Source organism: Pseudomonas sp. GW821-FHT02B10, assembly GCF_059421865.1.
The window spans coordinates 355071-372327 of record NZ_JBWKVU010000005.1; the positions used below are offsets into that span (position 1 = coordinate 355071).

The following is a 17257-nucleotide window of genomic DNA, read 5'->3' on the forward strand; positions in this document are numbered from 1 at the left end:
CCCGCCAAAGTGATGAAACCCTCACGCCTGTTTCTGACCTGGCTCGGCGTATTGCTGGCGCTGGACGTGCTGCTCGGCGCCGCGCGGGCCTACGGCCTGGCAGTCGCGGCCAGCCTGCAAGCGATTGCCTGGGGCCTGCTCCTGGCCCTGTTGCTGCTGGCCGTGCTGGACGCCTTCCGGCTCAGGCGCCTGCCTTCGCCCCAACTGCGGCGCCAGTTGCCCGGCAGCCTGCCCCTGGGGCGCTGGAGCGAAGTGCGCCTAGAGGTTCGCCACGACTTTGCCCAACCGCTGACCCTGAAGCTGTTCGATCATGTGCCCGATGGCCTGGGCTTCGAATACCTGCCGCAGTCGCTGCTCCTGGAGCCGGGCCAGTCGCAGGAACTGGGTTATCGGGTGCGTCCGCTCAAGCGCGGCCATTTCAACTTCGAGTGCTGCGAGGTCAGCCTGCCCAGCCCGCAGGGCCTGTGGTCGGCGCGTCGGTTGCTGAAGCTCGACGACAGCACGCGCGTCTACCCGGACTTCGCCCGCCTCTACGGCGCCCGGCTGCTGGCCGTCGACAACTGGCTGAACCAGATCGGCGTGCGGCAACAGCCGCGTCGTGGCCTGGGCCTGGAGTTCAACCAACTGCGTGAGTTTCGCGAGGGCGACAGCCTGCGCCAGATCGACTGGAAAGCCACCGCCCGGCAACGCACACCGATTGCCCGCGAGTACCAGGACGAACGCGACCAACAGATCATCTTCATGCTCGACTGCGGGCGGCGCATGCGCAGCCAGGACGGCGAACTGGCGCATTTCGACCACGCGCTCAACGCCTGCCTGCTGCTCAGCTATGTCGCCTTGCGCCAGGGCGACGCGGTGGGCCTCTGCACCTTTGCCGGCGAACGCCGCCGCTATCTGGCGCCGGTCAAGGGCGTGGGCCAGTTGAGCGCCTTGCTCAACACTGTCTACGACCTGGACAGCAGCCAGCGCTGCGCCGACTTCCAGGCCGCCGCCAGCGAGCTGCTGGCCCGGCAGAAGCGCCGGGCCCTGGTAGTGCTGGTGACCAACCTGCGGGACGAAGACGACGAGGAGCTGCTGACCGCGGTCAAGCGCCTCGGGCGCCAGCACCGGGTGCTGGTGGCCAGCCTGCGCGAGGAAGTCCTCGATCAGTTGCGCCAGGCGCCGGTGCACAACCTGTCCGACGCCCTGACCTACTGCGGCACGATCAATTACCTGAATGCCCGCACCGACCTGCATGAACGCCTGAGCGCCCAGGGCGTTGCCCTGCTCGATGTGCGGCCGGGCGAACTGGGGGCGGAACTGGTGACCCGTTACCTCAGTTGGAAAAAAGCCGGGACCCTGTAGCGGTCAGGCGGAGGTCTGCACCGGGTAGAAACTGAAGTAGCTGCGCAAGGCCGTCACCAGCTCGCGGTACTCGGGAGGCGAACGCAGCAGCACGAAGCCGGTGTCGTAATGATGGGGTGTGACATCTTCATGGCACCAGCGGCAAGAGGCGGTGATCTCGATCGGTTGCAGCTGGCCGTCGCGGCCGGGAACCTGCAGGCGCAACTCGAAGTCGGCGCCGATCAGCATCGGCAACTGGCTGATCAACATGAAGCCGTCTTCGGAAACGTTGCCCAGATAACCGATGGGTCGATCGGTCAGCCGATTGAAGACTTTCAAAAAACACGGCAACTGGTGCCGCTCGATCCGCCGGTCCGTGAACATGTCATGCATCGCTATTTAGGAAGGTCATTGCGCATCGTCGCGCCGAGGACTGTCGGCCCCGGCCGGCCCATTTTAGAAACGATACTCTAAAACAGGCCCACAAATGTTAACTCAAGACGCACCCGGGACCAGCAATCGCCTGATGACGATTATTACAACGCGGTCGGACGCGCCTGAGCGCTGTTGCGCGAAGGGTAATGCCCCAGTTGCTGCAGGGTTTCCAGGCGCGCGCGGGCACGGTAGGCGTACTCGCTGTTCGGGTGTTCGGTGATGATGTACTGGTAGGTCTGCGCGGCATCGAGGAACAGCTTCTGCCGCTCCAGGCACTGTCCGCGTAGCATCGATACCTCGGGCTGGATATAAGGGCGCGAACGACTCGTGCGGTCGACCTGGCTCAGTTCGAGCATCACCCGTTCGCAGTTGCCGGCGTCGTAGGCGCGGTAGGCGGTATTCAGATGATGGTCCATCGACCAGCGGGTACAGCCGACAACACTGACGGCCAGGGCAGCAATGAGCACGAATCGCATGGGGGTTCTCCTGTCTTGTGCACGTTATCGACCCGCGTTGGAAAATCTTCAGGAATGTTCGTTTAAAGAAACAAACGAATAAGTAGTGCAAACGAACAATGACTACAGCTGCGGACCATAGTAGCCTCTCGTTGCGCTTGAACTCAGGAGTCTTTGCATGTCCGTCCGTCGTACCAAAATCGTCGCTACCCTTGGCCCGGCCAGTAACTCGCCGGAAGTTCTCGAACAGCTGATTCTGGCTGGCCTGGACGTCGCCCGCCTGAACTTCTCCCACGGCACCCCGGACGAGCACAAGGCTCGCGCCAAGCTGGTGCGTGACCTGGCCGCCAAGCATGGGCGCTTCGTCGCGCTGCTGGGTGACCTGCAAGGCCCGAAGATCCGTATCGCCAAATTCGCCAACAAGCGCATCGAGCTGAAGATCGGTGACAAGTTCACCTTCTCCACCAGCCACCCGCTGACCGAAGGTACCCAGGACATCGTCGGCATCGACTATCCGGACCTGGTCAAGGACTGCGGCGTGGGCGACGAGCTGCTGCTCGACGACGGCCGCGTGGTGATGCGTGTCGACACCGCCACCAGCACCGAACTGCATTGCACCGTGACCATCGGCGGCCCGCTGTCGGACCACAAGGGCATCAACCGTCGCGGTGGTGGCCTGACCGCCCCGGCCCTGACCGAAAAAGACAAGGCCGACATCAAGCTGGCCGCGGCCATGGACCTGGACTACCTGGCCGTGTCCTTCCCGCGCGACGCCGCTGACATGGAATACGCCCGCCAACTGCGCGACGAGGCCGGCGGCACCGCCTGGCTGGTGGCGAAGATCGAGCGCGCCGAAGCCGTGGCCAACGACGAAACCCTCGACGGCCTGATCAAGGCCTCCGACGCCGTGATGGTGGCCCGTGGCGACCTGGGCGTGGAAATCGGCGACGCCGAGCTGGTGGGCATCCAGAAGAAAATCATTCTGCACGCCCGTCGCCACAACAAGGCGGTGATCGTCGCGACCCAGATGATGGAGTCGATGATCCAGAACCCGATGCCGACCCGCGCCGAAGTGTCCGACGTGGCCAACGCCGTGCTCGACTACACCGACGCCGTGATGCTCTCGGCCGAATCCGCCGCCGGCGCCTACCCGCTCGAAGCCGTCCAGGCCATGGACCGCATCTGCATCGGCGCGGAAAAGCATCCGACCAGCAAGACCTCCAGCCACCGCATCGGCAAGACCTTCGAGCGCTGCGACGAGAGCATCGCCCTGGCCACCATGTACACCGCCAACCACTTCCCGGGCGTGAAGGCGATCATCGCCTTGACTGAAAGCGGCTACACCCCGCTGATCATGTCGCGTATCCGTTCCTCGGTGCCGATCTACGCGTTCACCCCGCACCGCGAAGCCCAGGCCCGCACCGCAATGTTCCGTGGCGTCTACACCATCCCGTTCGACCCGGCGTCCCTGCCGCCAAGCGAAGTCAGCCAGAAGGCCATCGACGAGCTGGTCAAGCGCGGCGTCGTGAAGAAAGGCGACTGGGTGATCCTGACCAAGGGCGACAGCTACCACACCACCGGCGGCACCAACGGCATGAAGATCCTGCACGTTGGCGACCCGATGGTCTAAGCCACCTGACGCAACAATAAAAAGCCCCGCAGTGAAGACTGCGGGGCTTTTTTATGGAGGGCACATTTATGGAGCTCACGAACCTGTAGCCGCTGCCGTCAGGCTGCGATGAGGCCGCCAGGCCTTCAGCGATCTTGGGACCTTACGCCCCCTTCGTCGGAATGCCGCCCAAATCGATCGCAGCCTCCGGCAGCGGCTACACGAGCGGTGCCGATTTCAGCTTTTAGCGAAAAAGCCCGACAAGGCCGCCAGCGCTTCCGGCGAATGCAGGCGCTGGGTGAACAGGGCGCCCTCCTCCTCGATCACCTTGCGCAGCTGTTCGCGATCGGGCGTGCGCATCAACTGCTTGCTGATCTGCACCGCCTGCGGCGCCAGCTTCTCGAAACGCAGCGCCATCTCCCGGGCCTTGTCCAGGGTCGCCGCACCATCGGCCAAGGCCTGGTTGGCAATGCCCCACTGCGCAGCCTGTTCACCGCTGAAACCTTCGCCCAGCAGCAACAGTTCGGCGGCCCTGGCCTGCCCGAGCAAGCGCGGCAGGATCAGGCTGGAACCGAACTCGGGGCACAAACCGAGATTGACGAAAGGCATGCGCAACCGGGCATCGCGGCTGACGTACACCAGATCGCAGTGCAGCAGCAGGGTGGTGCCGATCCCCACGGCCGGCCCGGCAACCGCGGCGACCACCGGCTTGCGGCACTCGAACAGGCTGAGCATGAACTGGAAGACCGGGCTGTCGAGACCGGTAGGTGGCTGCTGGAGGAAGTCGGCAATGTCGTTGCCGGCGGTAAAGCAATCGCTGCTGCCGCTGAGCAGTACCGCGCGGACCTCAGGGTCGGCGTCGGCTTGCCGCAACCCTACGGCCAGCTGGCTGTACATGGCCCGGGTCAGGGCATTTTTCTTGTCCGGGCGATTCAGGCGCAGGGTCAGCAGCCCGCCCTCGCGTTCAAGCAGGATGGTATCGGTCATGGGTGGTCTCGCTCAGGCCGGATCAGCGCTCAGCCGCGGGGCAGGAATACGTCGGCCAGCAGTTGATTGCGCGGCAGCCCCGCCAGGTACAAGCGTCGGGCGAAAGCATCGACGCTGTCGGGGTGCCCGCAGAGTAAAGCCTGGGTTTGCCGTGAAACAAGCCGCAGTTGTGCCAAAGCCGCTGGCAGCTCGGTCGCGGTCAACAGCTCGACACTGAGGTTGGCGTGGCTCGCCGCCAGCGCCGCCAGGGGCTTGGCCAGGTAATGTTCGCTGGCGTCATGGGCCAGGTGAATGACGCGGATGTCGCCCTGATGATCCTGGCGCAAAGCCTCGCGCAGGATACCGAACAACGGCGCCAACCCGGTGCCCGCCGCCAGCAGCCACAATGGCCGGGTTTGCCAGTCCGGGTCGTAGTGCAGCGCCCCGCCGCGCAGCTCGCCCAGGCGCAGCCCATCGCCGGGCTTGAGCTGGCGCGCCGCGTCGCTGAACGCGCCGGGCTGGCGGCAATCAAGATGGAATTCGAGAAACCGGTCCTCGCCAGGCAGGCTCGCCAGCGAATACGGCCGCGCCACGCCGGAAGCCGTCCACAGCACCAGGTGCTGGCCGGCCTGATAACGCAGGTTGCGCTCCGGCTGCAAACGCAGGCGCAGCACCGTGGCCGACAGCCAGTCCACACCGACCACCTCGGCCGGCGCGCCATCGCGCAGCGGGTCATAGGTTTCGACCCGCAGGTCCTCCACCACCTGACACTGACAGGCCAGCCGCCAGCCGCGCTGGCGCTGATCGTCGCTCAAGGCATCGGGCCGGCTGTCGCTGGGCAGGCCCTCGACGCAGTGCACCAGGCAGGCGTGGCAACTGCCGGCGCGGCAGCTGTAAGGCACCGCCACGCCGGCCTGATTCAAGGCATCCAGCAGATTGCTGCCCGCGACCACCGACCACTGCCGCTCACCGACACGCAGCTCAGGCATCGATATTTTCCCAGGCCGCGGCGCAGCGATTGCGTCCGTCGCGCTTGGCCCGATACAGCGCCTGGTCGGCACGTTGCAGGGCATCGTCCAGGTCGTCGCCCAGCTCCACCAGGGTCATCCCCACGGACAGGCTCAGGCCGGGCACCTCGACCCCGATCAACTGGGCGTCCATAAAGGCCACGCGCAGACGCTCGCAGCAGGAGGTCAGGCGTTCGGGATCGCAATCGGGCAACAACATGACAAACTCCTCGCCGCCGTAGCGGGCCAATACATCGCCATCGCGCAAGCAGGCGCTGGCTACGGCGGCGAATGCCTGCAACACCTGATCGCCGGCGGCATGGCCGTGCACGTCGTTGATCCGCTTGAAGTGATCGAGGTCGATCAGCGCCAGGCCATGCATCTGCTCCAGGCTCATCGCGTGCAGTTCGCGCGACGCCAGCCGCAGGAAATGCCGTCGATTGTACAGGCCGGTCAGTTCGTCGGTGGCAACCAGATCCTCCAGTTGTCGCATCATGCCGCGCAAGGTGTCCTGGTGCGCCTGCAAGGCGAAGCGCCGTTGCCGCATGCGCTGCCGGGAAGTCTGCACATAGCTGGCGTACAGGCACAGCCAGATCAGCACCGCGAACAGCACGCACACCTGCAGGACGGCGAGCATCGGATCGGCCAGCCGGAAGTGGTAGCCGTCCCACAGCGTGATTCCGGCAAAGCCGATGAAAATACACAGGGCGCACCGCACGAAGGCCCGGCGCGGAAGGTGGAACAGGCCGAACAGCAGCGTCAACAGATAGAACACCAGGAAGGTGCCACGCGCCGTATCGAGGTGGGCCAGCAGCCATGTCTGCCAGCCGATGGCCAGGAGTATCTGGATCTCGGTCAGGCTCGGGTCGCGAAAGCGCAGGTTGCGCCCGGAGACAAACAGCCAGAACAGCAGCGCCTGGCTCAGCACCACCAGGCCGGTATCGATCAGCGCCGAATGCACCGGCGCCGAATAGTAGCCACTGAAAATGGCCAGCCAGAGCAGCAGCAACGCCAGTCCATAGGTACCCGCCGCAAGAACGAAGCGCTTGAGTAAAAGACTCTGGATAGCGTTATGGGTCAATCGTTGACTCACCATGCGAAAGGGGGCTTTAAAGAGTTTCCTACCCTACAGGCCACTTGCCACTTTAGTGGTGTCGCCAAAAAATAACTATCCCATTTTTGTTCCCGCCCAGCGCCATCCGACCCGGGACCGCGCCCACCGTCATGCCTGGCGCCATCCCCCGACTGGCGCATCCCCGGCATGCGACTTTGGTTTGACTGCCGGCGCGTGTGCCCGGCTCCGAGGCGCGGTATACTGCCGCGCCTTTTTAGCGTCGCGCCAGTGTGTCCGGCGTGCCTTGAAGGTGCTTGCAACCGACCGATGCACCCAAGCTGCAAGCACCTTATTAAATGTTCCCGTCTTTTAGAGGAGCGCGACTCATGACCGTGATCAAGCAAGACGACCTGATTCAGAGCGTTGCCGACGCCCTGCAATTCATTTCCTACTACCACCCCGTGGACTTCATCCAGGCGATGCACGAAGCCTACCTGCGCGAAGAATCGCCAGCGGCCCGTGACTCCATGGCGCAGATCCTGATCAACTCGCGCATGTGTGCCACCGGCCACCGCCCGATCTGCCAGGACACCGGTATCGTCACCGTATTCGTACGCGTGGGCATGGACGTGCGCTGGGACGGCGCGACCATGAGCCTGGACGACATGATCAACGAAGGCGTGCGTCGCGCTTACAACCTGCCGGAAAACGTCCTGCGGGCCTCGATCCTCGCCGACCCGGCGGGCGCTCGTAAAAACACCAAGGACAACACTCCGGCGGTCATCCACTACTCCATCGTTCCCGGCAACACCGTGGAAGTGGACGTGGCGGCCAAGGGCGGCGGCTCCGAGAACAAATCGAAGATGGCCATGCTCAACCCGTCCGACTCGATCGTCGACTGGGTGCTGAAAACCGTTCCGACCATGGGCGCCGGCTGGTGCCCGCCGGGCATGCTCGGCATCGGCATCGGCGGCACCGCCGAGAAAGCCGCGGTGATGGCCAAGGAAGTGTTGATGGAGTCCATCGACATCCACGAGCTGAAGGCCCGCGGCCCACAGAACCGTATCGAAGAGATGCGCCTGGAGCTGTTCGAGAAGGTCAACCAGCTGGGCATCGGCGCCCAGGGCCTGGGCGGCCTGACCACCGTGCTCGACGTGAAGATCATGGACTACCCGACCCACGCCGCTTCCCTGCCGGTGTGCATGATCCCGAACTGCGCCGCGACCCGTCACGCGCACTTCGTGCTCGACGGCTCGGGCCCTGCGTCCCTGGAAGCGCCACCTCTGGACGCCTACCCGGAAATCGTCTGGGAAGCCGGTCCGTCGGCCCGTCGCGTCAACCTCGACACCCTGACCCCGGAAGAAGTGCAGAGCTGGAAGCCGGGCGAAACCGTCCTGCTCAACGGCAAGATGCTCACCGGTCGCGACGCCGCGCACAAGCGCATGGTCGAGATGCTGAACAAGGGCGAAACCCTGCCGGTGGACCTCAAGGGTCGCTTCATCTACTACGTCGGCCCGGTCGACCCGGTCGGTGACGAAGTGGTTGGCCCGGCTGGCCCGACCACCGCGACGCGGATGGACAAGTTCACCCGCCAGATCCTCGAGCAGACCGGCCTCTTGGGCATGATCGGCAAGTCAGAGCGCGGCCCGACCGCGATCGAAGCGATCAAGGACAGCAAGGCCGTGTACCTGATGGCCGTCGGCGGCGCTGCCTACCTGGTAGCCCAGGCGATCAAGAAGTCCAAGGTCCTGGCCTTTGCCGAACTGGGCATGGAAGCGATCTACGAGTTCGAAGTCAAAGACATGCCGGTCACTGTCGCGGTCGACAGCAAAGGCGAGTCGGTGCACATCACCGGTCCTGCCATCTGGCAGAAAAAGATCAGTGAAAGCCTGGCGGTAGAAGTGCAGTAAGCGCTGCTTGCTGTTACCCAAGGCGGCGTTGCTCGATGAGCAGCGCCGCCTTTTTCATGCCTGGCCGGGCAAGGACTGTCCACGATCAACGAAGCCTCGGACAGGCGTGTTATCTTTCCTGCCCCCTTTCTGCCTGCCCTTGACTCATGGTCCAGATCTCCCGCCCGCTGCGCTTGACCTTCTATACCCTGGTGATTCTCGCCGGCGCCGTGGTCAGCGCGACCTTCGCCATGCGCCATGCCGAGCGCCAGGCGCTGGAGGACGATGCCGCCCGCGCCAGCGAGCAACTGGCGCTGTACGCCAACTCCCTGCATACCCTGATCGAGCGTTACCGCGCCCTGCCCGCCGTGCTGGCGCTGGACCCGGAACTGCGCTCGGCGCTCAAGGGTCCGGTCGGCCCGCAGCAGCAGGACGCCCTGAACCGCAAACTGGAACAAATCAACGGCGCCGCCCGCTCCTCGACCCTGGAGCTGCTGGACCACACCGGCCTCGCCGTGGCCGCCAGCAACTGGCGTCTGCCCAGCAGCTATGTCGGACACAACTACGGTTTTCGCCCCTACTTCAGCCAGACCCGCAGCCAGGGCAGCGGACGCTTCTATGCGGTGGGCGTCACCAGCGGTATTCCCGGTTATTTCCTCTCCAGCGCGGTCAAGGGCGAGCAGGAGCAGTTCCTCGGCGCCATGGTGGTGAAACTGGAATTCCCCGAACTGGAGCGCGAGTGGAGCCAGGGCAGCGACACCCTGCTGGTCAGCGACGCCCGGGGCATCGTGTTCATCGCCAACCAGCCGGGCTGGCGTTATCGCCAGCTGCGCCCGCTGTCGGACAGCGACCACGCCGAACTCCAGGCCACCCGGCAGTACGACAAACAATTGCTGACCCCGCTTGAACATCGGCCGCTGCGACGCTTTGACGACGACAGTACGCTGACCCGGGTCGAGGGCCCGGACGGCAGCGTCGACTACCTGTGGGAATCCCTGCCCCTGGCCACCGAAGGCTGGACCCTGCATTTGCTGCGCCGCCCGCAGATCGCTTTTGAGGACCGCCGCAATGCCGGCCTGGCTGCGGCCGGTGCCTGGCTGACCCTGGTGTTCCTGCTGCTGTTCCTCAACCAGCGCTGGCGCCTGGCCAGGCTGCGCCAGCGCAGCCGCGAGGAGCTCGAACGCCTGGTCGAGGAGCGCACCCGCGACCTGCGTACCGCCCAGGACGGCCTGGTGCAATCGGCCAAGCTGGCGGCCCTGGGGCAGATGTCCGCAGCCCTGGCCCATGAAATCAACCAACCGCTGACCACCCAGCGCATGCAGTTGGCCACCCTGCGCCTGCTGCTCGATCACGGGCGAATCGACGAGGCCTACCAGGCCCTGAAACCGCTGGACGATATGCTGACCCGCATGGCCAGCCTCACCGGCCACCTGAAAACTTTCGCCCGCAAAAGCCCCAGCGGCCTGCGCGAACGCCTGGACCTGGCGGCGGTGGTGGATCAGGCCCTGCAACTGCTGGACACCCGGCTGCGCGACGAACAGGTCGACACACGCCTGCAACTGACGCGCCCGGCCTGGGTCCGCGGCGATGCGATACGCCTGGAGCAGGTGCTGATCAACCTGCTGCGCAACGCCCTGGACGCCATGCGCGACAAGCCCCTCAAGCACCTGGAAATCCGCCTCGAAGCCGACCAGCAGTTGTGGAGCCTGAGCGTCATCGACAGCGGTGGCGGTATCGCCGAAGAACACCTGCCGAACGTCTTCGATCCGTTCTTCACCACCAAGCCGGTGGGCGACGGCCTGGGCCTCGGCCTGGCGGTGTCCTACGCTATCGTCCACGAACTCGGTGGACGCCTGAGCGCCGGCAACCAGGGCCAGGGCGCGATCTTCACCCTGAGCCTGCCCATCGACCTGGAGGCGCATATCCCATGTTGAATTCGGTGATGCTGGTCGACGACGAAGCCAGTATTCGCACCGCCGTCGAACAATGGCTGAGCCTGTCGGGCTTCGAGGTGCAGCTGTTCAGTCGCGCCGAGGACTGCCTGGCCCGGCTGCCCAGGGACTTCCCCGGAGTGATCCTCAGCGATGTGCGCATGCCCGGCATCAGTGGCCTGGAACTGCTCAAAGAGGTGCAGCAACGCGACGCCGACCTGCCGGTGATCCTGCTGACCGGCCACGGCGACGTGCCGATGGCGGTGGAAGCGATGCGCGACGGCGCCTATGACTTCCTGGAAAAACCCTTCAGCCCGGAAACCCTGCTGAGCAGCCTGCACCGGGCCCTGGACAAACGCGGCCTGGTCCTGGAGAACCGGCGCCTGCACGAACAGGCCGATACCCGGGAGAAAATCGACTCCACCCTGCTCGGCGTGTCCCGCGCCTTGCAGACCCTGCGGCGCCAAGTGGTCGACCTGGCCGCGCTGCCGGTCAACGTGCTGATCCGCGGCGAGACCGGCAGCGGCAAGGAACTGGTCGCCCGCTGCCTACACGACTTCGGGCCGCGCGCCGACAGGCCCTTTGTCGCCCTGAACTGCGCGGCGATCCCCGAGCAACTGTTCGAAGCAGAACTGTTCGGCCATGAAAGCGGCGCCTTTACCGGCGCCCAGGGCAAGCGCATCGGCAAGCTGGAATACGCCGACGGCGGCACCCTGTTCCTCGACGAGATCGAAAGCATGCCACTGGCCCAGCAGGTCAAGCTGCTGCGGGTGCTGCAGGAACAGAAGCTCGAACGCCTAGGGTCCAACCAGAGCATCGAGGTAGACCTGCGGATCATTGCCGCGACCAAGCCGGACCTGCTGGACGAAGCCCGCGCCGGGCGTTTTCGCGAAGACCTGGCCTACCGCCTGAACGTCGCGCAACTGCGCCTGCCGCCGTTGCGGGATCGACGCGAGGACATTCCGCTGCTGTACGAACATTTCGCCCACGCCGCCGCCGAGCGTCTGGGCCGTAGCGTCGCGCCCCTGAGCGGGGCGCAGTTGAGCCGCCTGCTGAGCCACGACTGGCCGGGCAACGTGCGCGAGCTGGCCAATGTCGCCGAACGCCAGGTGCTCGGCCTGGGCGAGCCCGAGCCGGAAGCCATCGACCCCGGCCAGTCCCTGGCGGCGCAGCAGGAAGCTTTCGAGGCGCAATGCCTGCGGGCCGCGCTGACCCGGCACAAGGGCGACATCAAGGCAGTGCTCGTCGAGCTGCAACTGCCGCGCCGCACCTTCAATGAAAAGATGCAGCGCCATGGGCTGGCGCGGGAGATGTTTCTCGGGGAGGAGTGATGCCCGAGGTCCTATCGCGAGCAAGCTCGCTCCTACAGGGATCACGTAGCTTCTGTAGGAGCGAGCTTGCTCGCGAAGACGCCCTCACCAACACCACCTTCATCGGCAATTTTCCGCTCACGCACTTTCGCCAATGAGCGGATTTCCGCTCATTGCAATCTCAAGCCCCTTCTAAACCGGGCCTTTCGGCTCCTGGCACAGCTCCTGCTATAGCTCCAGCAGGCTGCGTTTCGGCGCGCTCCACAAAAACAATTAAATGAAGGATCCGTCATGGATAACTCGCAAACCCTGCCTCTTGGGTCGGCAGCTGCGCCTGCCAAAGAAAAGACCACCGCCAGCCGCCTGAAATCGATCTTCAGCGGTTCAGTCGGCAACATGGTCGAGTGGTACGACTGGTACGTCTACGCCGCCTTCTCCCTGTACTTCGCCAAAGTCTTCTTCCCCAAGGGCGACACTACCGCGCAACTCCTGAACACTGCCGCGATCTTCGCAGTGGGCTTCCTGATGCGTCCGATCGGCGGCTGGCTGATGGGGCTCTACGCTGACCGCAAGGGCCGCAAGGCCGCATTGATGGCCTCGGTGCTGCTGATGTGCTTCGGCTCGCTGATCATCGCCCTGACTCCCGGCTACGAGACCATCGGCGTCGGCGCTCCGATCCTGCTGGTGCTGGCGCGCCTGATGCAGGGCCTGTCGGTCGGCGGCGAGTACGGCACCTCGGCCACCTACCTCAGCGAGATGGCGACCAAGGAACGTCGTGGCTTTTTCTCCAGCTTCCAGTACGTGACCCTGATCTCCGGCCAGCTCATCGCCCTGGCGGTGCTGATCGTGCTGCAGAACGTGCTGACCACCGAGGAGCTGCAATCCTGGGGCTGGCGCATTCCGTTCGGCATCGGCGCCCTGTGCGCGATCGTCGCGCTGTACCTGCGTCGCGGCATGGAAGAAACCGAGTCCTTCACCAAGAAGAAGGAAAAGCCGAAAGAAAGCCTGATGCGCACCCTGATGCGTCATCCGAAAGAGCTGATGACCGTGGTCGGCCTGACCATGGGCGGCACCCTGGCCTTCTACACCTACACCACCTACATGCAGAAATACCTGGTGAACACCGTCGGCATGAGCATCTCCGACTCCACCACCATTTCCGCAGCGACCCTGTTCCTGTTCATGTGCCTGCAACCGGTGGTCGGCGCGCTGTCGGACAAGATCGGCCGCCGTCCGATCCTGATCGCCTTCGGCATCCTCGGTACCCTTTTCACCGTGCCGATCCTCACCACCCTGCACACCATCCAGAGCTGGTGGGGCGCGTTCTTCCTGATCATGGCGGCGCTGATCATCGTCAGCGGCTACACCTCGATCAACGCGGTGGTCAAGGCCGAGCTGTTCCCGACCGAGATCCGCGCCCTGGGCGTGGGCCTGCCCTACGCGCTGACCGTATCGATCTTCGGCGGCACCGCCGAATACATCGCACTGTGGTTCAAGAGCGTCGGCATGGAAACCGGTTACTACTGGTATGTCACCGCCTGCATCGCCGTGTCGCTGCTGGTCTACATCACCATGAAAGACACGCGCAAACACTCGCGGATCGAGACTGACTGACCGACAAAAAAAGCGCGAGGGTGCAAGGCCCTCGCGCTATGGTGTCATCAGGTAAAGCCTATCGCGGACAAGCCTCGCTCCTACAGAAGCGGGGCTTGCCCGCGATAACCGCGACGCAGCCGCTCCACGATCAAGACACGCCCTCCAGCTTCCGTAGCAAGCCCTCCGGCATTCATCGTCAACAGCATTCCCGCCCCTGCCGGGCAAACCGTTGATCGTGATTTTTCGACGGTGCGGGCAGGTTAATGACCGGTTAATGCCCAGCCCTCACTCTGCCTCCATCGAAATCGGTGTCGGCGCGTCAAACGCGGCAGAAGCAGGCAAGAGGTCTTATGCAGTGATTCTTGACGCCACAAACATCTACTAATTAGATATTTTTAAGCATTTATTTGCGCTTTTTAATCAAATTAACTGGCGTAGTATTCATTTCACACCCACTGCACAAAACTCACCGAACCTGGAGTGACCCTCATGAAAAGCAAACTGATCCTCGCCCTGACCCTTTCCGTACTGGCTGCCAATACCTTTGCCGCCGATGGTTACGACCGCACCGGCTCGGCCACTTTCACCTCGGGCAGCTCGGCCAGTGCCAGCCTGGCTTCCGACGGTTTCGATCGCACCGGCACCGCCGCCGCTATCGCCTCCGATGGCTTCGACCACACCGGCACCGCAGGCGCAGTCGCTTCCGACGGCTTCGACCACACCGGCACCGCTGACGCAATCGCTGCCGACGGCTTCGACCACACCGGTACCGCTGACGCAATCGCTGCCGACGGCTTCGATCGCACCGGGACTGCCGCCGCCATCGGCTAACCCTCAGGGATGCCCCGCAGCCCGGCTTCGGCCGGGCTTGGTTGTTTATGGCCCGGGGAAAACCGCACGCCGCAAGGCTGGCATTCACTTTCAATGGCTTGCACTATGGCGGCCTTCCCTCTTTGTCCGCGCAAGAGCCTGCCATGTCCGAAGACATTCATTACTACGAACCCGCCCAGGGCCACGGCCTGCCCCACGATCCGTTCAACGCCATCGTCGGCCCGCGCCCGATCGGCTGGATCTCCTCCCAGGACCAGCAAGGCCGGCTGAACCTGGCGCCCTACAGTTTTTTCAACGCCTTCAATTACATTCCACCGATCATCGGTTTCTCCAGCGTCGGTCGCAAAGACAGCCTGAACAACATCGAGCAGACCGGCGAGTTCGCCTGGAACCTCGCCACCCGCCCGCTCGCCGAGCGGATGAACCAGAGCTGCGCGGCCGTGCCGGCCGAGGTCAATGAGTTCGAACTGGCGGGGTTGACGCCCGTGGCCTCGAAAGTGATTGCGGTGCCGCGGGTAGCCGAAAGCCCGGTGTCCTTCGAGTGCAAGGTCACGCAGATCATTCAACTGCAGCGCGCGGATCAGGAGTTGGTGCCCAGCTGGCTGATCCTCGGCGAAGTGGTCGCCGTGCATATCGCCAAGTGGCTGCTCAAGGACGGGGTATACGACACCGCCGCGGCAGAGCCGATTCTGCGCGGCGGCGGGCCAGCGGATTATTTCCAGCTGGGGCCAGAGGCCTTGTTCAAGATGTTCCGCCCGGGGGCGGTCAGGTAGCTGCTCAAACCAACTAGCTGCGCAGATCAGGTAGCGACCCGGATCAGGCCGTTTCCCAGGCCAGTTCGCCGTCTTCGGTCACGTCGATCAACTGCTCAAGCTTCTGCGCGGCAGCCTGGTCGGCGTCATGGGCGGTCTTGAATTTCTGGTCGTCGAGGACCTTGTGAAAGCGCGGTGCCCCTGAACCACCCAGGGCCTTGACCGCGATGGCGGCGCTGTAGCCCCCTTCACCTGGAACCACGGCGGAAACCGCTTCGTATGCTGCAAACTCTTTACGTGCCATGTTGCTGGTCCTGGCCAATGGAAAGTCGGCCATTCTAAACCCTCAACTGGCCAGCTGGTGTACCGGTGCCCCGTTCAGTTGCGCGTATTCGCCTTCGGCCTGGGCCGCCGAGACGTCTCTGAAAGTATGGAAATCCAGGCTGTTGACCACCAGGTCCTGGACCAACTCGGCGAAGATCGCCATGGCCGGCGAACAGAAGTAATCGGTCATCGCCTGCTGGCTGCTCCAGAATCCGGATATCAGCCACAGGTCAGCGTCGCACTGCGAATGCTGCAAGGCGAACTGCAGGCAACCTTCGGCCTGGCGGGATGGTTCGATCAGACTGCTCAAGCGAGCACCCAACTCCGTTGAGCGGCCGGCGCGGGCGCGAACGAATGCCATATGGCTGACGGGAATATGCGTGGACATGTGCGACCCTCCCAGGGTGGTGTCGAGGCAGCCATGGGACGGGCTGCGACAGGATCCAAGATTAAGCGCCCGACGTAATGCTCGTTAGTCGATTCCTGCCGGCCTATTGCACAATCCTGCGAGTCTTGCCCAGGAACGCCGAATCCTGCCCGGCAAGCGGAAAAAAACCCACAACGTTGTTTCAAGCAAGTGACAGCCCGCGCACAGGACTCGACTCTACTCACGCGCGCACGCGTGGCAGGATCAGGCAAGATTTACGCAGGAATCGCCTACCCCTGGCGCTTGCACAAATTTAAGCTGTGGCCATTCGCAATCTTCCCGGAGGGGCCTTCATGTCATCGCTCGAAACCCAGCAGCCGCCACTGGATGCGGAAATGGAAAAACAGCGGGCGGAGCTGGCCGGGATCATTGCTCGCAATACCGGCGAAGACGGCAGCTATGCCACGGCGATCCAGTCGCTGTTCGTCTCGCGCTACAGCCACTCCCACGATTTCGCCTCGGTGCTGGCCCAGCCGGCCCTGTGCATCATGGCCCAGGGGCGCAAGGAAGTGCGGCTGGCCGACGAGGAGTTCAACTACGACCCGCTCAACTACCTGGTGGTCTCGGTTTCCATGCCATTGAGCGGGCGCCTGGCCGATGTCTCGCCGCTGGAGCCGGTCCTGGCCCTGCGCCTGGACATCGACCCGGCCGAGATCAGCACGCTGATCGCCGATGCCGGGCCGCTGGGGGTGCCGAACCGTCCTGTCGGCCGCGGCCTGTATGTGGAACGCCTGGACACGCCGATGCTCGACGCCGTGCTGCGCCTGACCCGCCTGCTGGACACACCCAAAGACATCGCCATGCTCGCGCCGCTGATTCGTCGGGAAATTCTCTACCGGCTGTTGCGCAGCCCGCAGGGCCACCGGTTGTATGAGATCGCCATCGCCAACAGCCAGAGCCACCGGGTCAGCCAGGCCATCAAGTGGCTGAACGGCAACTACGAGCAACCGCTGCGCATCGACGATCTGGCGCGAGGGGTGAACCTCAGCGTGTCTACCCTGCACCACCGTTTCAAAGCCATGACCGCCATGAGCCCCTTGCAGTATCAGAAGCAACTGCGCCTGCAGGAAGCCCGGCGCCTGATGCTGACTGAAGGGCTGGAGGCGTCCGCCGCCGGTTACCGGGTCGGCTACGAAAGCCCTTCGCAGTTCAGCCGCGAATACAGCCGCCAGTTCGGCGCCCCGCCGCTGCGCGACATGGCGCGCCTGCGCAGCAGCGTCTGACTCCCCCTTGTAGGAGCGAGCTTGCTCGCGATAGCCGCAAGGCGGCGCTCTATCTGTCGCACGGCGTCATCCTTGACCCGCATCGCGAGCAAGCTCGCTCCTACAGAGAACCATCTCGCTCCAAA

Annotated in this window: 16 protein-coding genes; 9 read left to right on the top strand and 7 right to left on the bottom strand. The window is 64.1% G+C overall.

The window, feature by feature from the left end:
- The first annotated feature begins 12 nt into the window (after positions 1-12).
- On the top strand, positions 13-1344 hold the full coding sequence (locus AC07VU_RS14380; protein ID WP_495030056.1) for a DUF58 domain-containing protein: 1332 nt from the start codon (positions 13-15) through the stop codon (positions 1342-1344).
- 3 nt (positions 1345-1347) lie between these two features.
- Here the strand turns inward: AC07VU_RS14380 and AC07VU_RS14385 are convergent, their stop codons facing one another.
- A complete protein-coding gene (locus tag AC07VU_RS14385; protein ID WP_037035875.1) occupies positions 1348-1707 on the bottom strand; it encodes a PilZ domain-containing protein in 360 nt (119 codons plus the stop codon).
- A 152-nt stretch (positions 1708-1859) separates the two neighbouring features.
- Positions 1860-2234, bottom strand: a complete 375-nt coding sequence (locus AC07VU_RS14390) for a hypothetical protein (RefSeq protein WP_102679023.1) — start codon at positions 2232-2234, stop codon at positions 1860-1862.
- Between the two features lie 157 nt (positions 2235-2391).
- On the opposite strand from AC07VU_RS14390, the gene pyk reads away from it, so the two are divergent.
- On the top strand, positions 2392-3843 hold the full coding sequence (gene pyk, locus AC07VU_RS14395; protein WP_007931191.1) for a pyruvate kinase: 1452 nt from the start codon (positions 2392-2394) through the stop codon (positions 3841-3843).
- A gap of 216 nt (positions 3844-4059) precedes the next feature.
- Here pyk and AC07VU_RS14400 read toward each other — a convergent pair whose 3' ends face one another.
- Genes AC07VU_RS14400 through AC07VU_RS14410 form a run of 3 tightly spaced genes read right to left on the bottom strand, consistent with a single transcriptional unit; the run spans position 4060 to position 6876 of the window.
- Positions 4060-4809, bottom strand: a complete 750-nt coding sequence (locus tag AC07VU_RS14400; protein WP_495030057.1) for an enoyl-CoA hydratase-related protein — start codon at positions 4807-4809, stop codon at positions 4060-4062.
- A gap of 29 nt (positions 4810-4838) precedes the next feature.
- A complete protein-coding gene (locus AC07VU_RS14405; protein WP_274330144.1) occupies positions 4839-5777 on the bottom strand; it encodes an iron-sulfur-binding ferredoxin reductase in 939 nt (312 codons plus the stop codon).
- Positions 5770-6876 (bottom strand): GGDEF domain-containing protein, encoded by a 1107-nt coding sequence (locus AC07VU_RS14410; protein WP_087090206.1) that lies wholly within the window; start codon positions 6874-6876, stop codon positions 5770-5772. The genes AC07VU_RS14405 and AC07VU_RS14410 overlap by 8 nt, the downstream gene beginning before the upstream one ends.
- A gap of 359 nt (positions 6877-7235) precedes the next feature.
- On the opposite strand from AC07VU_RS14410, the gene AC07VU_RS14415 reads away from it, so the two are divergent.
- The 6 genes from AC07VU_RS14415 (at position 7236) to AC07VU_RS14440 (ending at position 15179) form a co-directional block, all read left to right on the top strand.
- On the top strand, positions 7236-8759 hold the full coding sequence (locus AC07VU_RS14415) for a fumarate hydratase (protein ID WP_007931196.1): 1524 nt from the start codon (positions 7236-7238) through the stop codon (positions 8757-8759).
- 146 nt (positions 8760-8905) lie between these two features.
- Entirely contained in the window at positions 8906-10672 is a 1767-nt protein-coding gene (locus tag AC07VU_RS14420; RefSeq protein WP_457274726.1) for a sensor histidine kinase, read from the top strand.
- A complete protein-coding gene (locus AC07VU_RS14425) occupies positions 10666-12000 on the top strand; it encodes a sigma-54-dependent transcriptional regulator (protein ID WP_277589486.1) in 1335 nt (444 codons plus the stop codon). The genes AC07VU_RS14420 and AC07VU_RS14425 overlap by 7 nt, the downstream gene beginning before the upstream one ends.
- A 270-nt stretch (positions 12001-12270) precedes the next feature.
- Positions 12271-13593 carry an MFS transporter gene (locus tag AC07VU_RS14430; RefSeq protein WP_009045321.1) on the top strand — a complete coding sequence of 441 codons (1323 nt, stop codon included), beginning with the start codon at positions 12271-12273 and terminating at the stop codon, positions 13591-13593.
- Positions 13594-14064: 471 nt separating this feature from the next.
- The gene (locus AC07VU_RS14435) at positions 14065-14406 is read left to right on the top strand and encodes a hypothetical protein (RefSeq protein WP_277589487.1); all 342 of its coding nucleotides are present in this window, start codon (positions 14065-14067) and stop codon (positions 14404-14406) included.
- 143 nt (positions 14407-14549) lie between these two features.
- A complete protein-coding gene (locus AC07VU_RS14440; protein WP_009045323.1) occupies positions 14550-15179 on the top strand; it encodes a flavin reductase family protein in 630 nt (209 codons plus the stop codon).
- Positions 15180-15222: 43 nt separating this feature from the next.
- Here the strand turns inward: AC07VU_RS14440 and AC07VU_RS14445 are convergent, their stop codons facing one another.
- The gene (locus AC07VU_RS14445) at positions 15223-15495 is read right to left on the bottom strand and encodes a hypothetical protein (protein WP_009045324.1); all 273 of its coding nucleotides are present in this window, start codon (positions 15493-15495) and stop codon (positions 15223-15225) included.
- A gap of 9 nt (positions 15496-15504) precedes the next feature.
- Positions 15505-15870 carry an antibiotic biosynthesis monooxygenase family protein gene (locus AC07VU_RS14450; protein WP_092417550.1) on the bottom strand — a complete coding sequence of 122 codons (366 nt, stop codon included), beginning with the start codon at positions 15868-15870 and terminating at the stop codon, positions 15505-15507.
- Between the two features lie 332 nt (positions 15871-16202).
- Here AC07VU_RS14450 and AC07VU_RS14455 point away from each other — a divergent pair, with 332 nt between their 5' ends.
- Positions 16203-17132 carry an AraC family transcriptional regulator gene (locus AC07VU_RS14455; RefSeq protein WP_007931230.1) on the top strand — a complete coding sequence of 310 codons (930 nt, stop codon included), beginning with the start codon at positions 16203-16205 and terminating at the stop codon, positions 17130-17132.
- Positions 17133-17257: the final 125 nt, after the last annotated feature.